Origin of the sequence: Luteitalea sp. (genome assembly GCF_044337415.1) — a bacterium.
Taxonomy (GTDB): domain Bacteria; phylum Acidobacteriota; class Vicinamibacteria; order Vicinamibacterales; family Vicinamibacteraceae; genus Luteitalea.
On the sequence record NZ_JBIINP010000109.1, the window covers coordinates 1 to 14,785 of the forward strand.

A 14,785-nucleotide genomic window follows, 5' to 3' on the forward strand; every position below is an offset into this window, starting at 1 on the left:
AACCCGGGGGCGTGGGGGCGCGGGGGCCCCCCCCCGGCCGTGGTCGCTCGCACTGCGGTCCGGAGCCTGTGCAACGCCAGACCTCGAACCGCGTCAGGACCGGAAGGTAGCAGCGCTAAGGGGATCCTGCCGTGTGCATGGGGACTCCGGGCCGCAGTGGGATCGACCACGGCCACCATGCGTCGACCTGGTTCGCCACGCGTCGACCTCGAGGTCGACGCCTACGGAGATCGGTTCCAGACCAGTGTCACGCCCCTACCAGGTGCTCGCCCGCAAGTGGCGTCCCCAGCGCTTCGACGACGTCGTCGGGCAGATCGGGGTCACGCAGACGCTGCGTAACGCGATCAATCGCGGCCGTATCGCCCAGTCGTTCATCTTCTCGGGCGCGCGAGGCGTGGGCAAGACGACCACGGCGCGCATCCTCGCCCGGGCGCTGAACTGCGAGACCGGGCCGACGGCCGACCCGTGCGGCACCTGCGACGCGTGCATCGAGATCGCGGAGGGCCGCGACATCGACGTCATCGAGCTCGATGCGGCCACGCACACCGGCGTCGACAACGTGCGTGAGGTGATCATCGAGGGCCTCGGCATCTCGCCGGCGCGCGACCGCTACAAGATCTTCATCATCGACGAAGTGCACATGCTGTCGAACAGCTCGTTCAACGCATTGCTCAAGTCGGTGGAAGAACCCCCGCCGCACGTCGTCTTCATGATGGCGACGACGGAGCTGCACAAGATTCCCGAGACGATCCGGTCGCGATCGCAGGAGTTCGAGCTGCGGACGATCGGGGCGCGCAGCGTTGCCGAGCAGCTCGGGCGCATCGCCGAGGCCGAGCAGCTGAACGCCGACCCCGACGCGCTGCTGCTGCTCGCGCGCTCCGGCGAGGGGTCGATGCGCGACGCCCTCAGCGCGTTCGATCAGGTGATCGCCTTTGCCGGCGAGCGCATCACGGCGGCCGACGTCGCGAGCGTGCTCGGCCTCATCGGTCGCGACGTGCTGATGGACATGGCCGACATCGTCGCCGACCGCCGAGCCGCCGACGTGTTCGATGCCGTGGGGCGGCTGGTGGAGTCGGGGCAGGACCTGAAGCTCGTGGTGCGGGAGCTGACCGGCCTGGTCCGCGACCTGATGGTGGTGAGCCTCGATCCGTCGCGGCTCGAGGATCCGGAACTGGCCACCGACGCCGAGCGCCTGCAGGCCCTCGCCGCGCGGTTCTCGCGCGAGGACCTGCTGCGCGCCTTCGACGTGCTCGCGCGGGCCGAACAGGACGTGCGGTACGCGGCACAGCCGCGCTATCACCTCGAGATGGCGCTGCTCCGGTGGATTCACCTGGGCCACCTGGCGCCGATCGCCGAGGTGCTCGAGGCGCTGGGCAGCGGGCGGCCGATGCCGGCGGGAAGCCCGGCGCGTGCGGCCACGCCTGCCGTGACGAGGCCGTCGGCGCCGACGCCGACTCCCTCCGCGGCGCCGGCCAGCGGCAGCGCGTTGCGTCGCCTCACCGAGAGCGCGCGGGCCGCCAGTGCGGCACCCGCGGCTGCCGCACCAGCATCTGCGCCAACGCCCGCACCTGCACCCGCGGTCGCACCCGCACCCGCGGCCACCGCGCCGTCGGCGCCGGCGACACGAGTCACACCCCCGCCCCCGGCGTCCTCGCCGGCGGGGCCGCCGTCTGAGGCTGCCGAGCCCGCGCCCCTGGCCGGGAGCGGCACCCTGGAACATCTCATCGAGGCGCTGCGCAAGAGCAACCGCACCTTCTTCGGCACGGCGCTGGCGCGTGCGACGTTCGCGATCGAGGGCAGCAAGCTGCTGCTCACCGTGGGCGGGAACTTCGAGCAGGCGCGGTGCGAGGGGCGACGCTCGTGGATTGAAGAGACGGCCCAGCAGGTGCTCGGTCGTCGGCACGTGCTCGAGATCCGGGTCGTGGCGCAGGCCGTCGAGGCGACGCCTGATCCTACCGAGCTGGACCGGGCACGATTGAAGGAGCAGGCACTCAAGAGCGAGGCCGTGCAGGCCACGCTCGACGTGTTCGCCGCAGACGTCAGGGATGCGGAAGAGATTACTTAACGCTTGACGCTTAACGCTTAACGAGTAGCGCTTGACGCTTGACGTTGGCCGGGCGCGACAGGCCGCCGGTGGCCTGCAGTCCGTAGCCGGCAAGGTATCGACATGAACATCCAGAAGATGATGCAGCAGGCGCAGCAGATGCAGGAGAAGATGCAGCGCCAGATGGCCGAGACCGTCATCGAGGCGACCGCCGGCGGCGGGCTCGTGAGCGTGAAGGTGAACGGCGCCAAGCAGCTCCTCGCCATCACGCTCGATCCCGAGGCGGTGAACAAGGACGACGTCGAGATGCTGCAGGATGCGATCCTCGCCGCCGTCCAGGACGCCCAGCGCAAGGCCGACGAGAAGATGAACAGCTCGATGAGCGGCATGCTCGGCGGACTCAAGCTGCCCGGCATGTAGATCGGCGCAGGTCGCCTACAGGCTGCAGCCTGCAGGCCTACCGAGCCTTTCCCGGATCGACTGTGTCTTCCCCCTACCCCGAGCCGCTCGTCAGGCTCATCGAGCAGTTGCAGAAGTTCCCGGGCGTGGGCGCCAAGACGGCCCAGCGCCTGGCCTTCCACGTGCTCAAGGCGCCGCGCGAGGACGCCGAGCGTCTCGCCGACGCCCTGCGCGACGTCAAGGGACAGGTCCACCACTGCTCGGTGTGCAGCAACATCACCGACGTGGACCCCTGCATCTACTGCACGAGTCCCGACCGCAACCCCGGCATCATCTGCGTCGTCGAGGAACCGGCCAACGTCAGCGCGATCGAGAAGACCCGCGACTTCCGCGGCCGGTATCACGTGCTGATGGGCACGCTGTCGCCGCTGCAGGGCATCGGTCCCGACGCGCTGCGCATCAAGCCGCTGCTCGCGCGCGTCGCCGCCGGCGACGTGCAGGAGGTCATCCTCGCCACCAATCCCACGGTCGAGGGCGAGGCCACCGCGCTGTACCTCTCGAAACTGCTCAAGCCGCTTGGCGTGCGCGTGACGCGCATCGGCATGGGCGTGCCCGTGGGCAGCGACCTCGAGTACGCCGACGAAGTGACGATGACGCGGGCGCTCGAGGGGCGGAGGGAGATGTGAAGGTCGTGGTGGTGATGACGCGCGCGCCGGAGATCGCGCCGTCGGCTGTCATCACCGTCGGCGACGCTGGCGTGCAGGGCCCGAAGACCCGCCTGGCTCCGGTGCTGCCCGATCCTGCGGCACGGCAGGCCCTGCAGCGCGCGTTCCTCGCAGACACGCTGGCGACGGCCCGCGCCGTGCCGGGCGCGATCGTGCGCGTCGCCATCGCGCCGGGTGGCGATCCCGCCAGCCTGGCCGACCTCGGCGTGCCGGCCGGCCAGGTCATCACGCAGCGGGGCGACACGCTGGGCGACCGCGAGCAGGCGCTCTTCGCCGACCTGTTCCGCCGCGGGGCCCGTCAGATGGTGCTCATCGGCTCCGACATCCCCCTGCTGACCACCGACGTGCTCGTGCAGGCCTTCGCCGCGCTCGATGCATCGCCTTCGCCCGTGGTGATCGGTCCGGCCAGCGACGGCGGCTACTACCTGCTGGGACTCTCGGGGCCGCTCGTGCCCGATCTCTTCACGGGCGTGCGCTGGAGCACGAAGTACGCGCTGATGGACACGTTGCGTCGCTGCGAGTTCGCGGAGCGCCGGACGGTGCTGCTCGACATGCTCGACGACGTGGACGACCCGGACGACCTGGCGCGCCTGCGCGAGATGCTGCGCGAGGATCCGTCGCGCGCGCCGGCCACCGCCGCCTGGCTGCAGGCGCACCGGTAGGGCGCGGTCTCCGACCGCGCCGTCAACTCCTCACCGATAGCGGCGCGGTGGGACACCGCGCCCTACCTCTGCGGTTCACACCTGATCCGACTCGTAGGCCTCGGCCGTGCTGAGGCCGCGCAGGCCCAGGAACAGCACGCCCACGCCGGTCCACACCAGCATGCGCGCCTTGCGCACCACGGCCAGCGTCACGCCGAGCGCCGACGATCCGTAGAGCACCTGCGTGAGCAGACCAGATCCCGCCTCGTCCACGCCGAGACGCATGGGCACGAACTTGAACGCGACGTTGACGAACCTGTTGATCGACTCGAGCAGGAAGGCGCCGAGGATGGTGGCCGGCGTGCCGGCCGGCAGGAGCATGGCGATGGTGAGCCAGGTCTCGGCGACGCCGAGGACGTGGTACCCGGCCTCGAGCAGGAGCACCGGCGCCGGACGCGACGGGTGGCGCCGCGCGAACGTGTAGACCCGATCCTCGAGCGTCCGCAGCTTGATGGTGCGCGCCATCAGCGCGGCGGGGCCGACGCCGCGTCGCTCGAGCAGGTCGAGGAGCCACGACAACGGCCGGAACCGGCCGCTCGCGAGTGCCAGGGCCACGACGAGGAAGCCGGCCATGCCGGCCAGTGCCAGCAGGCTCATCGCGCGCAGCGCCGGAGGCACGTCGAAGGCGAGCAGCAGCGCCAGCGTGCCGCCGCCGATCATCGCGGCGACCGTGACGATGTAGAAGAGGTTCTCGACCGCGATGCCGGCCAGCGCGTTCATGAGCGACACGCGATCGCGGACGTAGGCGGCCTTGGTCGGCTCGCTCACGACGAGCCCGAGCGGCGTGAGGTTGCCGAGCGCGTCGCCGCTGACCAGCGCGGGGAAGGTGTCGCGCAGTCGCAGGCGATGCGGCGGGTCGGTGCACAGCACCCAGGCCCAGGCGCGCGCCGCGAACCGCAGGCCGCCGAGCACGACGATCCACACGAAGGCCCAGCCGACGCGCGCGAATCCGCCTGCCACCGTGTCGAGGCCCGTCTGCTGCAGCGTGTAGCCGAAGAGCAGGATGCCCCCGAGCGCGGCTGCGGCACCGCCGAGGCGCCGGGACGCAGGCGGACGCGGGGCGGGTGGGGGCATGGGCAGGGGGGACCGTCAGGAGCCGGCCGGGTCCACTATAATGCCGCGATGCTGCCGGAGACGCTGCACGTCCCAGCTGCCGTCCTGTTCCTCGTGGGCGGTGTCCTGTCGTGCTTTCTCGGGCAGCGCACGTTCCGGATCGTCCTCGGTCTCTACGGCTTCGTGGTCGGCGTCCTGGCCGCGGGCTCGATCATCGGACCGGCCGACACCACGCGCGACATCCTGATTCTCGTGGCCAGCGGCGCCCTCGGGGCGCTCGCCCTGGTGCTGGCGTACTTCATCGGCGTGGCGCTCGTGGGCGCGGCCATGGCGGCCCTGCTCGTCCACGCGCTCGCCGCGCAGTTCGGCATGGAGCCGCCGCCGTGGCTGATCATCGGCTGCACGATCGCCGGTGCCCTCGCCGCGCTCTCGCTCCAGCGCTACGTCATCGTCTTCGGCACGGCCTTCGGCGGTGCGTGGCTGCTGGTGATGGGGGCGCTTGGGCTCTGGCATCGCGAGGCGGTCACCGGCCTCGGAGCGGGCGCCACGGGCTGGCAGGCCTACCCGTTGCGGCCCGCCCCTGGCGAGCACTGGGTGCTCATCCTGTGGGTGGCGTTGGCGATTGCCGGGCTCGTGGCGCAGTTGCGCCTCTCTGCGCCGCGCATGGCTCGCGCCCGCTGATGCGGCCCGCGCGCCAGGACGACCTGCTGATCGTCCGCTGACTGCCGACTGCCGACTGCCGTTCCCGCTTCCCGACTCCCGCTTCCAGACTCCCGAACCTATCCCATGCCTGTTTCCCGCCGCGCTTTCGTTCGGGGCACGCTGGCCGTTGCGGCCGCGCCGCTCGTCACCCACGCCGCCGCCGATCAGGTCGCCACGGGCGCGATCACGATCGCCGGCCCCTCGTCGCCGCTGCTCTTCTTCTCCAAGCACCTCGGTGAACTCGCCTGGCCCGATCTCGGGCGCGCGGTGCGCGAGATGGGTTTCGACGGTGTCGACCTCACGGTGCGGCCCGGGGGGCACGTGCTGCCGGCACGTGTCTCCGAGGATCTGCCGAAGGCCGTGGCGGCGATCCGTGATGGCGGTAGCCGCGTGGTGATGATCACGACCGGACTCACGTCGCCAGGCGACCCGGCGGCGCGACCGACGATGGCGGCGGCGCGCGGCGTCGATGTGCGGCTGCTGAAGGCCGGCTACTACCGGTATGCCTTCGCCGACGTCCGCAAGGAACTCGCCGAGGCGACGACGCAGTTCCGGGGGCTGGTGCAACTGGCTGCCGAGGCGGGCGTGGTGCTGGCGTACCACAACCACTCCGGCTACATCGGCGCCCCGGTCTGGGACGCGCTCGGGATGATTGCCGGATTACCGGCAGGTGCGACGGGCCTGTACTTCGACGTGCGTCACGCGACGGTGGAGGGCGGTGAGGCCGGCTGGCGAGTAGCCACGCAGATGGCGGCACCCCACCTTCGCATGCTCGCGGCGAAGGATTTCTACTGGGACAAGGGGCGCGACGGGCGCTGGCGCGTGGTGGACTGCCCGATCGGCGAGGGCATGGTCGACTGGAAGACGTTCGCGGCCGAGATCCGCAAGGCCGGGTTCACGGGGCCCATCTCGTTGCACGTCGAGTACGAGCCTGGCGGCCGTACACCTGCAGAGAAGACCGATCGGATGCGCGAGGCGGCGGCGCGGGATCGCGCGCGCCTGGCGGCACTGCTGGGGTGAGGTCGGCCGGAGCTGGGGAGGGCGCCGGCCTGACAGGACGCTAGCGCTTCTTCTTCGACTTGGCCGATGCGTCTTCGAACTTGCCCGCCCAGCGGGCGACACGGGCGATGGCGGTGCCGTTCAGGCGGTAGCGCCGCTGGCGGCCTTCCTTGCGGACGGCGACCAGTCGCGCCTCGAGCAGGAGCCGGAGGTGCTGCGAGATGGCGGGCCGGCTCATGTCGAAGGGCTCGGCCAGTTCATTGACGGTGCGATCGCCTGTGCGGAGCAGGTCGAGCAGGGCCCGACGCGTCGGATCAGCAATCGCGCGGAAGACGTCGGTCTGGGCTTGCGCGGTCACCTCCACACAGTACGGAAGCCGACGAGGAAATGTCAACGCGCGCCTTCCTATTCACGCGGCTGGGCCGGCCCGCCGATTGCTGACGTGGCAGACGCGTGTCCGGTGGCCTGATCCCTGTCCCTGGACGACCCTGGTCTCCGCCGCGCGAGCCTGGACCGCCATCGGCTCCACCTGCCCGACCCTCTGACCGGCGCCCTCGCGGCGACCGACCTCTGGATCGCCGTTGCCAGCGCGCGCCGGGCCATGCCCGGTGCCGGTCGAGGACCCACGGGGCCCGCGCTGACTCGCGATGGTGACTCGGCGAGCCCGACCACTCCCGAGACGAGGCCGCGTACCGCTGCGCGGTCAGGGACGCCCCGATGGGCACCTACGCACCCCGGACCGTCGCCGCCGCGCTCGCGGCACTCGTGATCCTCGCCCCACGCGCCCTGGCGGCGTCCTCGTCGTCGGGCACCGCGGGCACGATCGAGGCGGCACAGCCCGTGCGGCCCGTCCCCCCGCCGCCCGCGGGCGACGGCGCCCCTGGTCGATGGCTCGACCTGCAGGCCGGCACCCTCGGGCTGGTTGCGCGGCGCATCGACGATGGCGCCGGACTGCACACGCTGGACGCGTTGCAGTGGGCGCCCACGGTGCGCGGCCGGGTCCGCTTCGACGCCGCATCCCGCTACACGCTCGACTTCGGCCTGCAAGGCGGCCAGACCTTCAAGTTCAGTTGGAACGGCACCGGTGTCGGATCGCAGGACTTCTTCGCGGCCATCCCGCTGCGGCACCTCTACCTGGGCGCCGTGCCCGTGCGCGGCGTGGCGCTGCAGGTCGGCAGCATGCCCCTGCTTCGCGGCGAGAGCAGCGAGATCACCACCTGGGACAACGACGGCTACGTGCTCGGCGAGCGCGTGGTGGTCGCGCGCCGCGACCGCCTGTGGTTCGACGAGGTCGGCGTCACCAACGCCTACCTCGGTGACTGGTGGGCCCCCTCGCTCTTCGATCGCCTCGACCGGGCCGACGAGCGCAACTACCGGCAGGTCGTTGCCACGCGGACGATCTCGGCCCGCCTGTCGTTCTCGGTCGAGTACACGGCGCACAACGGCACCCGCACGCTGCGGCAGGGCGTGGCGGTGCGCGCGCCGTCGCACGCCTTCTTCGATCTGGTACGCATCGAGCAGTACCAGCGCGTGAAGCCCTCCCGGGATGTCGGGATGGCGGTCAGCGTGGAGAAAGCGGTCATGTCGAAGGTCAGGATCAGCGGAGGGTTTGCCACGGTGGATCCTCACTTTAGTACGTGGAACGGGGACCGATTCAACGTCGGCGATCACCTGTTTGCATCAGTCACCGCACCGCTGTTCGGGTATGTCAGTTTCTCGGCCTTCGTGGGGCGCGAACTGCACGCCGCGCCGACATCGGCCAACCTCAATCGGTTCGACGTCGGCGTCATGTACGACGCCCTGGCGCACTGGCAGGCGAGCCGGCGGCGCTAGGCGATTTTCCCCGGCGCTTGGGCGATCTTTCTCCCTATTGGAAGCCCGCCCGAGGCCGATGACTGCTATGTCGCGCCAACCCGGAAGATCGGGGCTTCCCGGCACGACGCGCCCCCCCGGGGGCACTTTCGCGAGGTTCGAATCGTCGTGGCCACCTCACCGCTGGTAGTCGAAGTTGCAGCGCACCTCTCGGTCATTCCCAAGCTGAACGAGCAGCTGGCGGAGACCTCGCAGCAGGTGGAGAGGGCGGTCGTCGATGTCTGTGCGCACTTCCAGAGCATTGCCGACAAGGCCCGCCGCGGCGTCGAGGCCACCAACGCGCTCGTCGAGGGCGGCCACGGCGACAGCTTCGGCACGCTGCTCGAGCGCATGCAGGACACGATGCGCGCGATGGACCGCCGCCTCACGCGCACGGCCGATCGCTCGCTGCAGGCCATCGCCAGGCTCGAGCAGCTCGAGGCCTCGCTGAGCGGCGTCTTCCGCAACCTCGACCAGATCGAGGAACTGGCCACCGCCCTCCGCCTGCTCGCCATCAACGCCAAGATCGAGGCGGTCCGTTCCGGCGACCGCGGGTCCGGGTTCGCCGTGGTCGCCGACGAGATGCAGCGGGCCGGCAAGGAGTCCCGCGCGATCGCCGAGCAGATCCGCGACGGCGTGGCCCACATGACCACCGAGACGTCCGAGCTCGCGTCGCTGCTGCGCGAGGGCGCGCAGTCCGACCTGGCGAGCATCGAGGCGTCGCGCACGCAGGTGGCCGACACCTCCGAGGCGCTGGCCAAGAACCACCGCACGCTGCACACCCGCATCGTCGAGGGCGCCGAGCTGAGCCACTCCCTCGCCGAGGAGATCTCCGCCGCGGTCATCGGGCTGCAGTTCCAGGACCGCGTCAACCAGCGCATCGGGCACGTGACGCATGCGCTGACGCAGATGCGCGATGCGCTCGGCCACGCCCTGCCCGCCGTCGACGACGACAGCGGCGAGGCGCGCGAGGAGCGGCAGGCGCTCGTGGAGCAGCGGCTGCACGAGACCTACACGATGTGGGAGGAGCGTCAGGACGAGGCGCCCAGCTCCGGCGACGTCGAGCTGTTCTGACGAGGACCACGACGATGACAGCCACCACCACTCCCGACACGCCCGCGACCGCGGCCCCCTGGGCCCCGCAGGGCACGCTCACCATCGACACGGTGACCGAGCACTGGGCGGCGCTGCACGCGTGCATCGGGCAGGGGCAGCCGGTACGCGCCGACCTGGCCGGCATCACCCGCGTCGACACGGCGGGCATCCAGTTGCTGCTCGTGGCGCGCCGCACGGCGGCCGGGGTCGGGCAGGACTTCAGCGTGAGCGGACTCGCGGTGCCAACCGAGACGTGCGAGCTGCTCGGAATCACGAATGACGCCGCCAACGCGGCACACCCGGCGACGGTCGTCGGGCAGGAAGGGTAGGGCCGTGGCCAAGACCGCACTCATCGTGGACGACTCGGTGTCGATGCGCCAGATGGTGTCGTTCACCCTCCAGCAGAGCGGCTTCGCCGTGCTCGAGGGCGGCAACGGCAAGGAAGCCCTCGTCACGCTCGGCGGCAGCAAGGTCGACATCGTCATCACCGACCTCAACATGCCCGAGATGGACGGCATCACGTTCATCAGGGAGCTGCGCACGCGCCCGAACGCGAAGTTCACGCCCGTCCTGATGCTCACCACCGAGTCACAGGAGAGCAAGAAGGCCGAGGGCAAGGCCGCCGGCGCGACCGGCTGGATCGTCAAGCCGTTCAACCCCGAGAAGCTCCTGGCCGTCGTCGGCAAGCTGGTGCCCTGATCCGCCCTCCCGGTACCCGGTTCCCAGCACCCGGTACCCGGTGAACGTCATGCAAATCGATCTTTCGCGCTTCAAGGACACCTACTTCGAGGAGGCCACCGATCACGTGGCCACCATCGAGTCCTCGCTCCTCACCCTGGAGGAGCGCAGCGGCGACCGTGACGTGCTCGACGCCATCTTCCGCGCGGCGCACTCGGTGAAGGGCGGCAGCGGCATCTTCGGGCTCACCGCCATCGGCGAGTTCACCCACGCCCTCGAGAGCGTGCTCGACAGGCTGCGCGAGGGCGAGATCGCCTGCTCGCGCGACCTCGTCGATCTGCTGCTGCAGGCCAACGACGTGCTGCGCGGCCTGCTGGCGTCGGCGCGGACCGGCGTGCCGGAGCCGGGCGAGCGCGACGCCGTGCTGGTGTCGCTCGGCGAGGTGCTGAAGGGCGCCACCGCGTCCGAGGCGACCTCGGAGGCCACGGCCGCCGTCGCCGCCGTGCTGCCGGAAAGCATCGTCGACGCCGCTCCGTCGGCCGCCCCCGCCGGGCCCCCGCAGTGGCGCGTCCACTTCGTCCCCAACAAGGACCTGTTCCGCCAGGGCCTCGATCCCCTCGTGCTGTTCCGCGATCTCGCCGAGGTCTCGCACGTGCGTCACGTGACGCTGCACGAGGAGGCCCTGCCCGACCACGCCACCTTCGATCCGGAGAGCTGCTACCTGGGCTGGACGTTCGAGGTGGAGACCGAGGGCGGCGAGGGGCCGCTGCGCGACGTGTTCCTGTTTGCCGAGGACGACGCGGTGCTCGAGATCACGCCCATCGTCGTCGCCGCGCCCGTGGCCGTGCCGGCGGCCGGCGTCGAGGCCTCGTCGAAGGCGACGACCCCTGTCGCGGGTGCCGCTGCCGCCGCGCCGCAAGCGTCGGCCGCCGACGAACGCCGCCTCGGTCAGCGCCGGGTGCTGGCCGATCGTCGCCCGGCCGCCGAGAACGCCTCAATCCGCGTCGCCACCGAGAAGGTCGATCGGCTGATCGACCTGGTGGGCGAGGTGGTGATCTCGCAGTCGATGGTGGCCAACATCATCGACACGTTCACCGAGGACAAGCTCCTCACGCTGCGCGACGCGGTCAGCGTACTTGCCCGCAACACGCGCGAACTGCAGGAGCGCATCATGGGCATCCGCATGATGCCCGTCGGCGGCGTGTTCGCGCGCTTCCCGCGCGTCGTGCACGACATGGCCGGCGCCCTCGGCAAGGACATCGCGGTGGTGTTCGAGGGTGAGGAGACCGAGCTCGACAAGGGCGTCATCGAGCAGATCGGCGACCCGCTGACGCACATGGTGCGCAACGCGGCCGATCACGGCATCGAGAAGCCCGCCGACCGCATCGCCGCCGGCAAGCCGGCGCAGGGCACCATCCGCCTCAGCGCGTTCACGCGCGGCGGCAACGTGGTGGTCGAGGTCGCCGACGACGGGAAGGGCCTCGACACCGAGCGCATCCGCGCCAAGGCGCTGTCGCAGGGCCTCATCAGCGAGCACGAGACGCTCACCGAGGAGCAGGTCAACGCCCTCATCTTCGCGCCGGGCTTCTCGACGGCCGACCAGGTGAGCAGCCTCTCGGGCCGCGGCGTCGGCATGGACGTGGTGCGCCGCAACGTGCAGGCACTCAACGGCACGGTGGCGGTGGAGAGCAAGCCGGGCAAGGGGTCGCTCTGCCGCATCACGCTGCCGCTCACGCTCGCCATCCTCGATGGCCAGTCGCTCACCGTGGGGCGCGGCCAGTACGTGCTGCCGATCACATCGATTGTCGAATCCCTCCGGCCCCGCCCGCAGGACGTCCAGGTTGTCGTGGGACGAGGCGAGGTGGTGCTGGTCCGTGGCGAGGCGGTGCCGCTGGTGCGGCTGCACCGACTCTTTGGCGTCACGACCGACCGCACTGATCCCTGCACCGGGATCGTCGTGCTGGTGGAGCACGACGGACAGCGTGCGGCCCTGCTGGGCGAGGAACTGCTCGGCCAGCAGCAGGTCGTCATCAAGAGTCTCGATACCCACTACCGTCGGACCGACGGGGTGATGGGCGCGACCATCATGGGAGATGGCTCCGTGGCCCTGATCCTCGACGTACCCGGCTTGTTGCGGCTGGCCGGTCAGGGTCGCCGCGTCGCAGAGAGCGCGGCCTGAACGCCGCTCGTCCGCCTGCCCCCAGCCAACAGGGCGACGGTCCGGAAGGAGCACATCATGAATTGGTTCAAGAACCAGAAGATGGCCATGAAGCTCACGTTGGGCTTCGGCATCAGCTTCGTCCTCACGCTGGTGATCGGCGTGATGGCCCTCCAGAGCCTGTCCACGGTGAAGGATCTCAACACCGTGATGTACCAGAACCACGCCCTGGGGATCGCGCACATCAAGGAGGCCAATGTCCTCCTCACGAAGGCCTCGCGCGCCCTGCGCAACGCCATCATCGACGACGCCGTGGCCGACAAGCAGAAGCGCTGGGAGGACACCAAGCAGTTCCGCAAGGACTTCTACGCGGCGATGGACGGCTTCGACAAGACGATCATCTCCGACGCCGTGAAGAAGCAGGCGGCCGAGGCCCGTGCGGCCTTCCAGGAGATGAGCGACGGGCAGGACGTGGCCTTCGAGATGACGGTCGGCGGCAAGACCGACGAGGCCAAGGAGATGCTCAAGACGCTCCGTGCCAAGGCCGACGAGGTGGACGGGATGATCGACGGCATGGAGAAGGACAAGATGAAGCGGCTCGAGGAGGCGGCCGTGGAGATCGAGTCCACCTACAACTCGACGCGCTCCACGCTGGTCGGCATCATCGCGACGGTGATGGGCCTCACCATCCTCCTCGTGTGGACGATCGCGCGCCTCATCACCAAGCCGCTGAGCGAGGCCGTGAACGTCCTGCAGCACGTGGCCAAGGCCGACTTCAGCGAGACGATCAAGCTCGACACGAAGGACGAGATCGGTGACCTGGCGCGCGCGACCAACGCGGCCATCACGCAGATCAAGGACGCGCTCGGCAACGTGCGTGGCGCCGCCGAGGCGATGGCCAAGGGCGACTTCAGCGTCGACGTGCGCAAGGACCTGCCGGGCGAGCTCGGCGTGATGGCCAACGCGCTCGGGTCGGGCATCTCGTCGCTGCGCGGCGCGGTGGCCAACGTGCGCGAGGCGTCGCAGGGCCTGGCCAACGGCGACCTGACGATCGCGGTGCGCAGTGACCTGCCGGGCGAGCTCGGCGTGATGGCGGCGGCCCTGAACGAGGCCGTGACCAAGCTGCGGCAGGCGATGAGCGACGTCCGCGAGACCGCCAATGCGGTGGCCTCGTCGGCCGACCAGCTCGCGGCGGCGTCGCAGGAGATCTCGAGTGGCGCGCAGGAACAGGCCAGCAGCCTGGAGGAGACGGCGGCCAGCCTCGAGGAGATGACGGCGACGATCAAGCAGAACGCCGACAACGCGCAGCAGGCCAGCCAGCTGGCGGGCGGGGCGCGCGGCACGGCGGAAGAGGGCGGCCACGTGGTGACCGAGGCCGTGCAGGCCATGGGCGCCATCAACGACTCGTCCAAGAAGATCGCCGACATCATCACGACGATCGACGAGATCGCCTTCCAGACCAACCTCCTCGCCCTGAACGCGGCGGTGGAAGCGGCGCGGGCCGGCGAACAGGGCCGCGGCTTCGCGGTGGTGGCGGCGGAAGTCCGCAACCTCGCGCAGCGCAGCGCGACGGCCGCCAAGGAGATCAAGGACCTCATCTCCGACTCGACGCGCAAGGTCGAGGCCGGGTCGGCGCTGGTCAACGCGTCGGGCAAGACGCTCAACGAGATCGTCGCGGCCGTCAAGCGCGTGACCGACATCGTGGCCGAGATCGCCGCGGCGAGCCGCGAGCAGTCGTCGGGCATCGAGCAGGTCAACAAGGCCGTCACGCAGATGGATCAGGTGACGCAGGCCAACGCATCGCAGACCGAGGAGATGTCGGGCACGTCCGAGTCGCTGTCGGGCGAGGCCGGCAAGCTCCAGGGACTGGTGCGCCGCTTCAAGCTCGGCGAGGAAGCTGCGGCCGAGCAGCAGCCGCGTCACGCGGTGCGCAAGCCCGTCGCGGTGATCGGGCGCAAGCCGGCGGCCGGCGCCGCTCGCCGCCCGCAGCCGCAGACGTCCGGCACGGCCGCGCTCGCGCTCGACAACGAGTTCCAGGAGTTTTGAACGCTCGTCATCGAGTGGAGGGCTGAGCCATGACGACACAGCAGGCAGTGGACCAGGCCCGCGCAGACGGCGGGCAGTTCCTGACCTTCCGGTTGGGGAACGAGCAGTTCGGGCTCGAGATCCTGAGGGTCCAGGAAATCAAGGGGTACTCGGCGATCACGCCGATCCCCAATGCACCCTCGCACGTGAAGGGCGTGATGAACCTCAGGGGCGCGGTGGTCCCGGTGGTGGATCTCCGCCTGAAGTTCGCGATGCCCGAGGTGGAGTACACCAAGTTCACGGTCATCATCCTGGTGACGGTGAACGGCAAGGTGGTCGGCCTCGTCGTCGACGC

At 70.3% G+C, this 14,785-nt stretch carries 15 protein-coding genes and 1 other RNA gene; 14 read left to right on the plus strand and 2 right to left on the minus strand.

Going from position 1 to position 14,785, the window contains the following annotated elements:
• Window positions 1-57: 57 nt before the first annotated feature.
• From ffs to ACIRDX_RS14865, 5 genes are all read left to right on the plus strand, one after another.
• Window positions 58-155: signal recognition particle sRNA small type (gene ffs, locus ACIRDX_RS14845), an RNA gene on the plus strand.
• An 89-nt stretch (window positions 156-244) separates the two neighbouring features.
• Entirely contained in the window at window positions 245-2,065 is a 1,821-nt protein-coding gene (gene dnaX, locus ACIRDX_RS14850) for a DNA polymerase III subunit gamma/tau (RefSeq protein WP_396626217.1), read from the plus strand.
• Window positions 2,066-2,167: 102 nt separating this feature from the next.
• The gene (locus ACIRDX_RS14855; RefSeq protein ID WP_396626218.1) at window positions 2,168-2,464 is read left to right on the plus strand and encodes a YbaB/EbfC family nucleoid-associated protein; all 297 of its coding nucleotides are present in this window, start codon (window positions 2,168-2,170) and stop codon (window positions 2,462-2,464) included.
• Window positions 2,465-2,526: 62 nt separating this feature from the next.
• Window positions 2,527-3,129, plus strand: a complete 603-nt coding sequence (gene recR, locus ACIRDX_RS14860) for a recombination mediator RecR (protein ID WP_396626219.1) — start codon at window positions 2,527-2,529, stop codon at window positions 3,127-3,129.
• Complete coding sequence (locus ACIRDX_RS14865; protein WP_396626220.1) at window positions 3,126-3,830, plus strand: TIGR04282 family arsenosugar biosynthesis glycosyltransferase; 705 nt, start codon at window positions 3,126-3,128, stop codon at window positions 3,828-3,830. Before recR ends, ACIRDX_RS14865 begins: the two co-directional genes overlap by 4 nt.
• 75 nt (window positions 3,831-3,905) lie before the next feature.
• Here ACIRDX_RS14865 and ACIRDX_RS14870 read toward each other — a convergent pair whose 3' ends face one another.
• Entirely contained in the window at window positions 3,906-4,943 is a 1,038-nt protein-coding gene (locus ACIRDX_RS14870) for a lysylphosphatidylglycerol synthase domain-containing protein (protein WP_396626221.1), read from the minus strand.
• A 48-nt stretch (window positions 4,944-4,991) separates the two neighbouring features.
• On the opposite strand from ACIRDX_RS14870, the gene ACIRDX_RS14875 reads away from it, so the two are divergent.
• Window positions 4,992-5,603 (plus strand): DUF4203 domain-containing protein, encoded by a 612-nt coding sequence (locus ACIRDX_RS14875; RefSeq protein WP_396626222.1) that lies wholly within the window; start codon window positions 4,992-4,994, stop codon window positions 5,601-5,603.
• Window positions 5,604-5,708: 105 nt separating this feature from the next.
• Window positions 5,709-6,644, plus strand: a complete 936-nt coding sequence (locus ACIRDX_RS14880) for a sugar phosphate isomerase/epimerase family protein (RefSeq protein WP_396626223.1) — start codon at window positions 5,709-5,711, stop codon at window positions 6,642-6,644.
• Between the two features lie 40 nt (window positions 6,645-6,684).
• On the opposite strand, the gene ACIRDX_RS14885 is transcribed toward ACIRDX_RS14880, so the two are convergent.
• The gene (locus ACIRDX_RS14885) at window positions 6,685-6,981 is read right to left on the minus strand and encodes an ArsR/SmtB family transcription factor (protein ID WP_396626224.1); all 297 of its coding nucleotides are present in this window, start codon (window positions 6,979-6,981) and stop codon (window positions 6,685-6,687) included.
• 359 nt (window positions 6,982-7,340) lie between these two features.
• Between ACIRDX_RS14885 and ACIRDX_RS14890 the strand changes: the two genes are divergently transcribed.
• The 7 genes from ACIRDX_RS14890 to ACIRDX_RS14920 form a co-directional block, all read left to right on the plus strand.
• Window positions 7,341-8,456: a hypothetical protein gene (locus tag ACIRDX_RS14890; RefSeq protein WP_396626225.1), complete on the plus strand. Its 1,116-nt coding sequence runs from the start codon at window positions 7,341-7,343 to the stop codon at window positions 8,454-8,456.
• 147 nt (window positions 8,457-8,603) lie between these two features.
• On the plus strand, window positions 8,604-9,548 hold the full coding sequence (locus ACIRDX_RS14895) for a methyl-accepting chemotaxis protein (RefSeq protein WP_396626226.1): 945 nt from the start codon (window positions 8,604-8,606) through the stop codon (window positions 9,546-9,548).
• A 14-nt stretch (window positions 9,549-9,562) separates the two neighbouring features.
• Window positions 9,563-9,898: a lipid asymmetry maintenance protein MlaB gene (locus ACIRDX_RS14900; protein ID WP_396626227.1), complete on the plus strand. Its 336-nt coding sequence runs from the start codon at window positions 9,563-9,565 to the stop codon at window positions 9,896-9,898.
• 4 nt (window positions 9,899-9,902) lie between these two features.
• A complete protein-coding gene (locus ACIRDX_RS14905) occupies window positions 9,903-10,268 on the plus strand; it encodes a response regulator (RefSeq protein ID WP_396626228.1) in 366 nt (121 codons plus the stop codon).
• 49 nt (window positions 10,269-10,317) lie between these two features.
• Window positions 10,318-12,426: a chemotaxis protein CheA gene (locus ACIRDX_RS14910; protein WP_396626229.1), complete on the plus strand. Its 2,109-nt coding sequence runs from the start codon at window positions 10,318-10,320 to the stop codon at window positions 12,424-12,426.
• A gap of 57 nt (window positions 12,427-12,483) precedes the next feature.
• The gene (locus ACIRDX_RS14915) at window positions 12,484-14,451 is read left to right on the plus strand and encodes a methyl-accepting chemotaxis protein (RefSeq protein WP_396626230.1); all 1,968 of its coding nucleotides are present in this window, start codon (window positions 12,484-12,486) and stop codon (window positions 14,449-14,451) included.
• A gap of 29 nt (window positions 14,452-14,480) precedes the next feature.
• The coding region (locus ACIRDX_RS14920; RefSeq protein WP_396626231.1) for a chemotaxis protein CheW at window positions 14,481-14,785 on the plus strand (305 nt) is incomplete at its 3' end.

Bases quoted from the DNA above. Each gene is read 5' to 3' on its own strand.
- ACIRDX_RS14855 (WP_396626218.1), top strand. From the start codon at position 2,168: ATGAACATCCAGAAGATGATGCAGCAGGCGCAGCAGATGCAGGAGAAG.
- ACIRDX_RS14870 (WP_396626221.1), bottom strand. From the start codon at position 4,943: ATGCCCCCACCCGCCCCGCGTCCGCCTGCGTCCCGGCGCCTCGGCGGT.
- ACIRDX_RS14875 (WP_396626222.1), top strand. From the start codon at position 4,992: ATGCTGCCGGAGACGCTGCACGTCCCAGCTGCCGTCCTGTTCCTCGTG.
- ACIRDX_RS14880 (WP_396626223.1), top strand. From the start codon at position 5,709: ATGCCTGTTTCCCGCCGCGCTTTCGTTCGGGGCACGCTGGCCGTTGCG.
- ACIRDX_RS14890 (WP_396626225.1), top strand. From the start codon at position 7,341: ATGGGCACCTACGCACCCCGGACCGTCGCCGCCGCGCTCGCGGCACTC.
- ACIRDX_RS14900 (WP_396626227.1), top strand. From the start codon at position 9,563: ATGACAGCCACCACCACTCCCGACACGCCCGCGACCGCGGCCCCCTGG.
- ACIRDX_RS14910 (WP_396626229.1), top strand. From the start codon at position 10,318: ATGCAAATCGATCTTTCGCGCTTCAAGGACACCTACTTCGAGGAGGCC.
- ACIRDX_RS14915 (WP_396626230.1), top strand. From the start codon at position 12,484: ATGAATTGGTTCAAGAACCAGAAGATGGCCATGAAGCTCACGTTGGGC.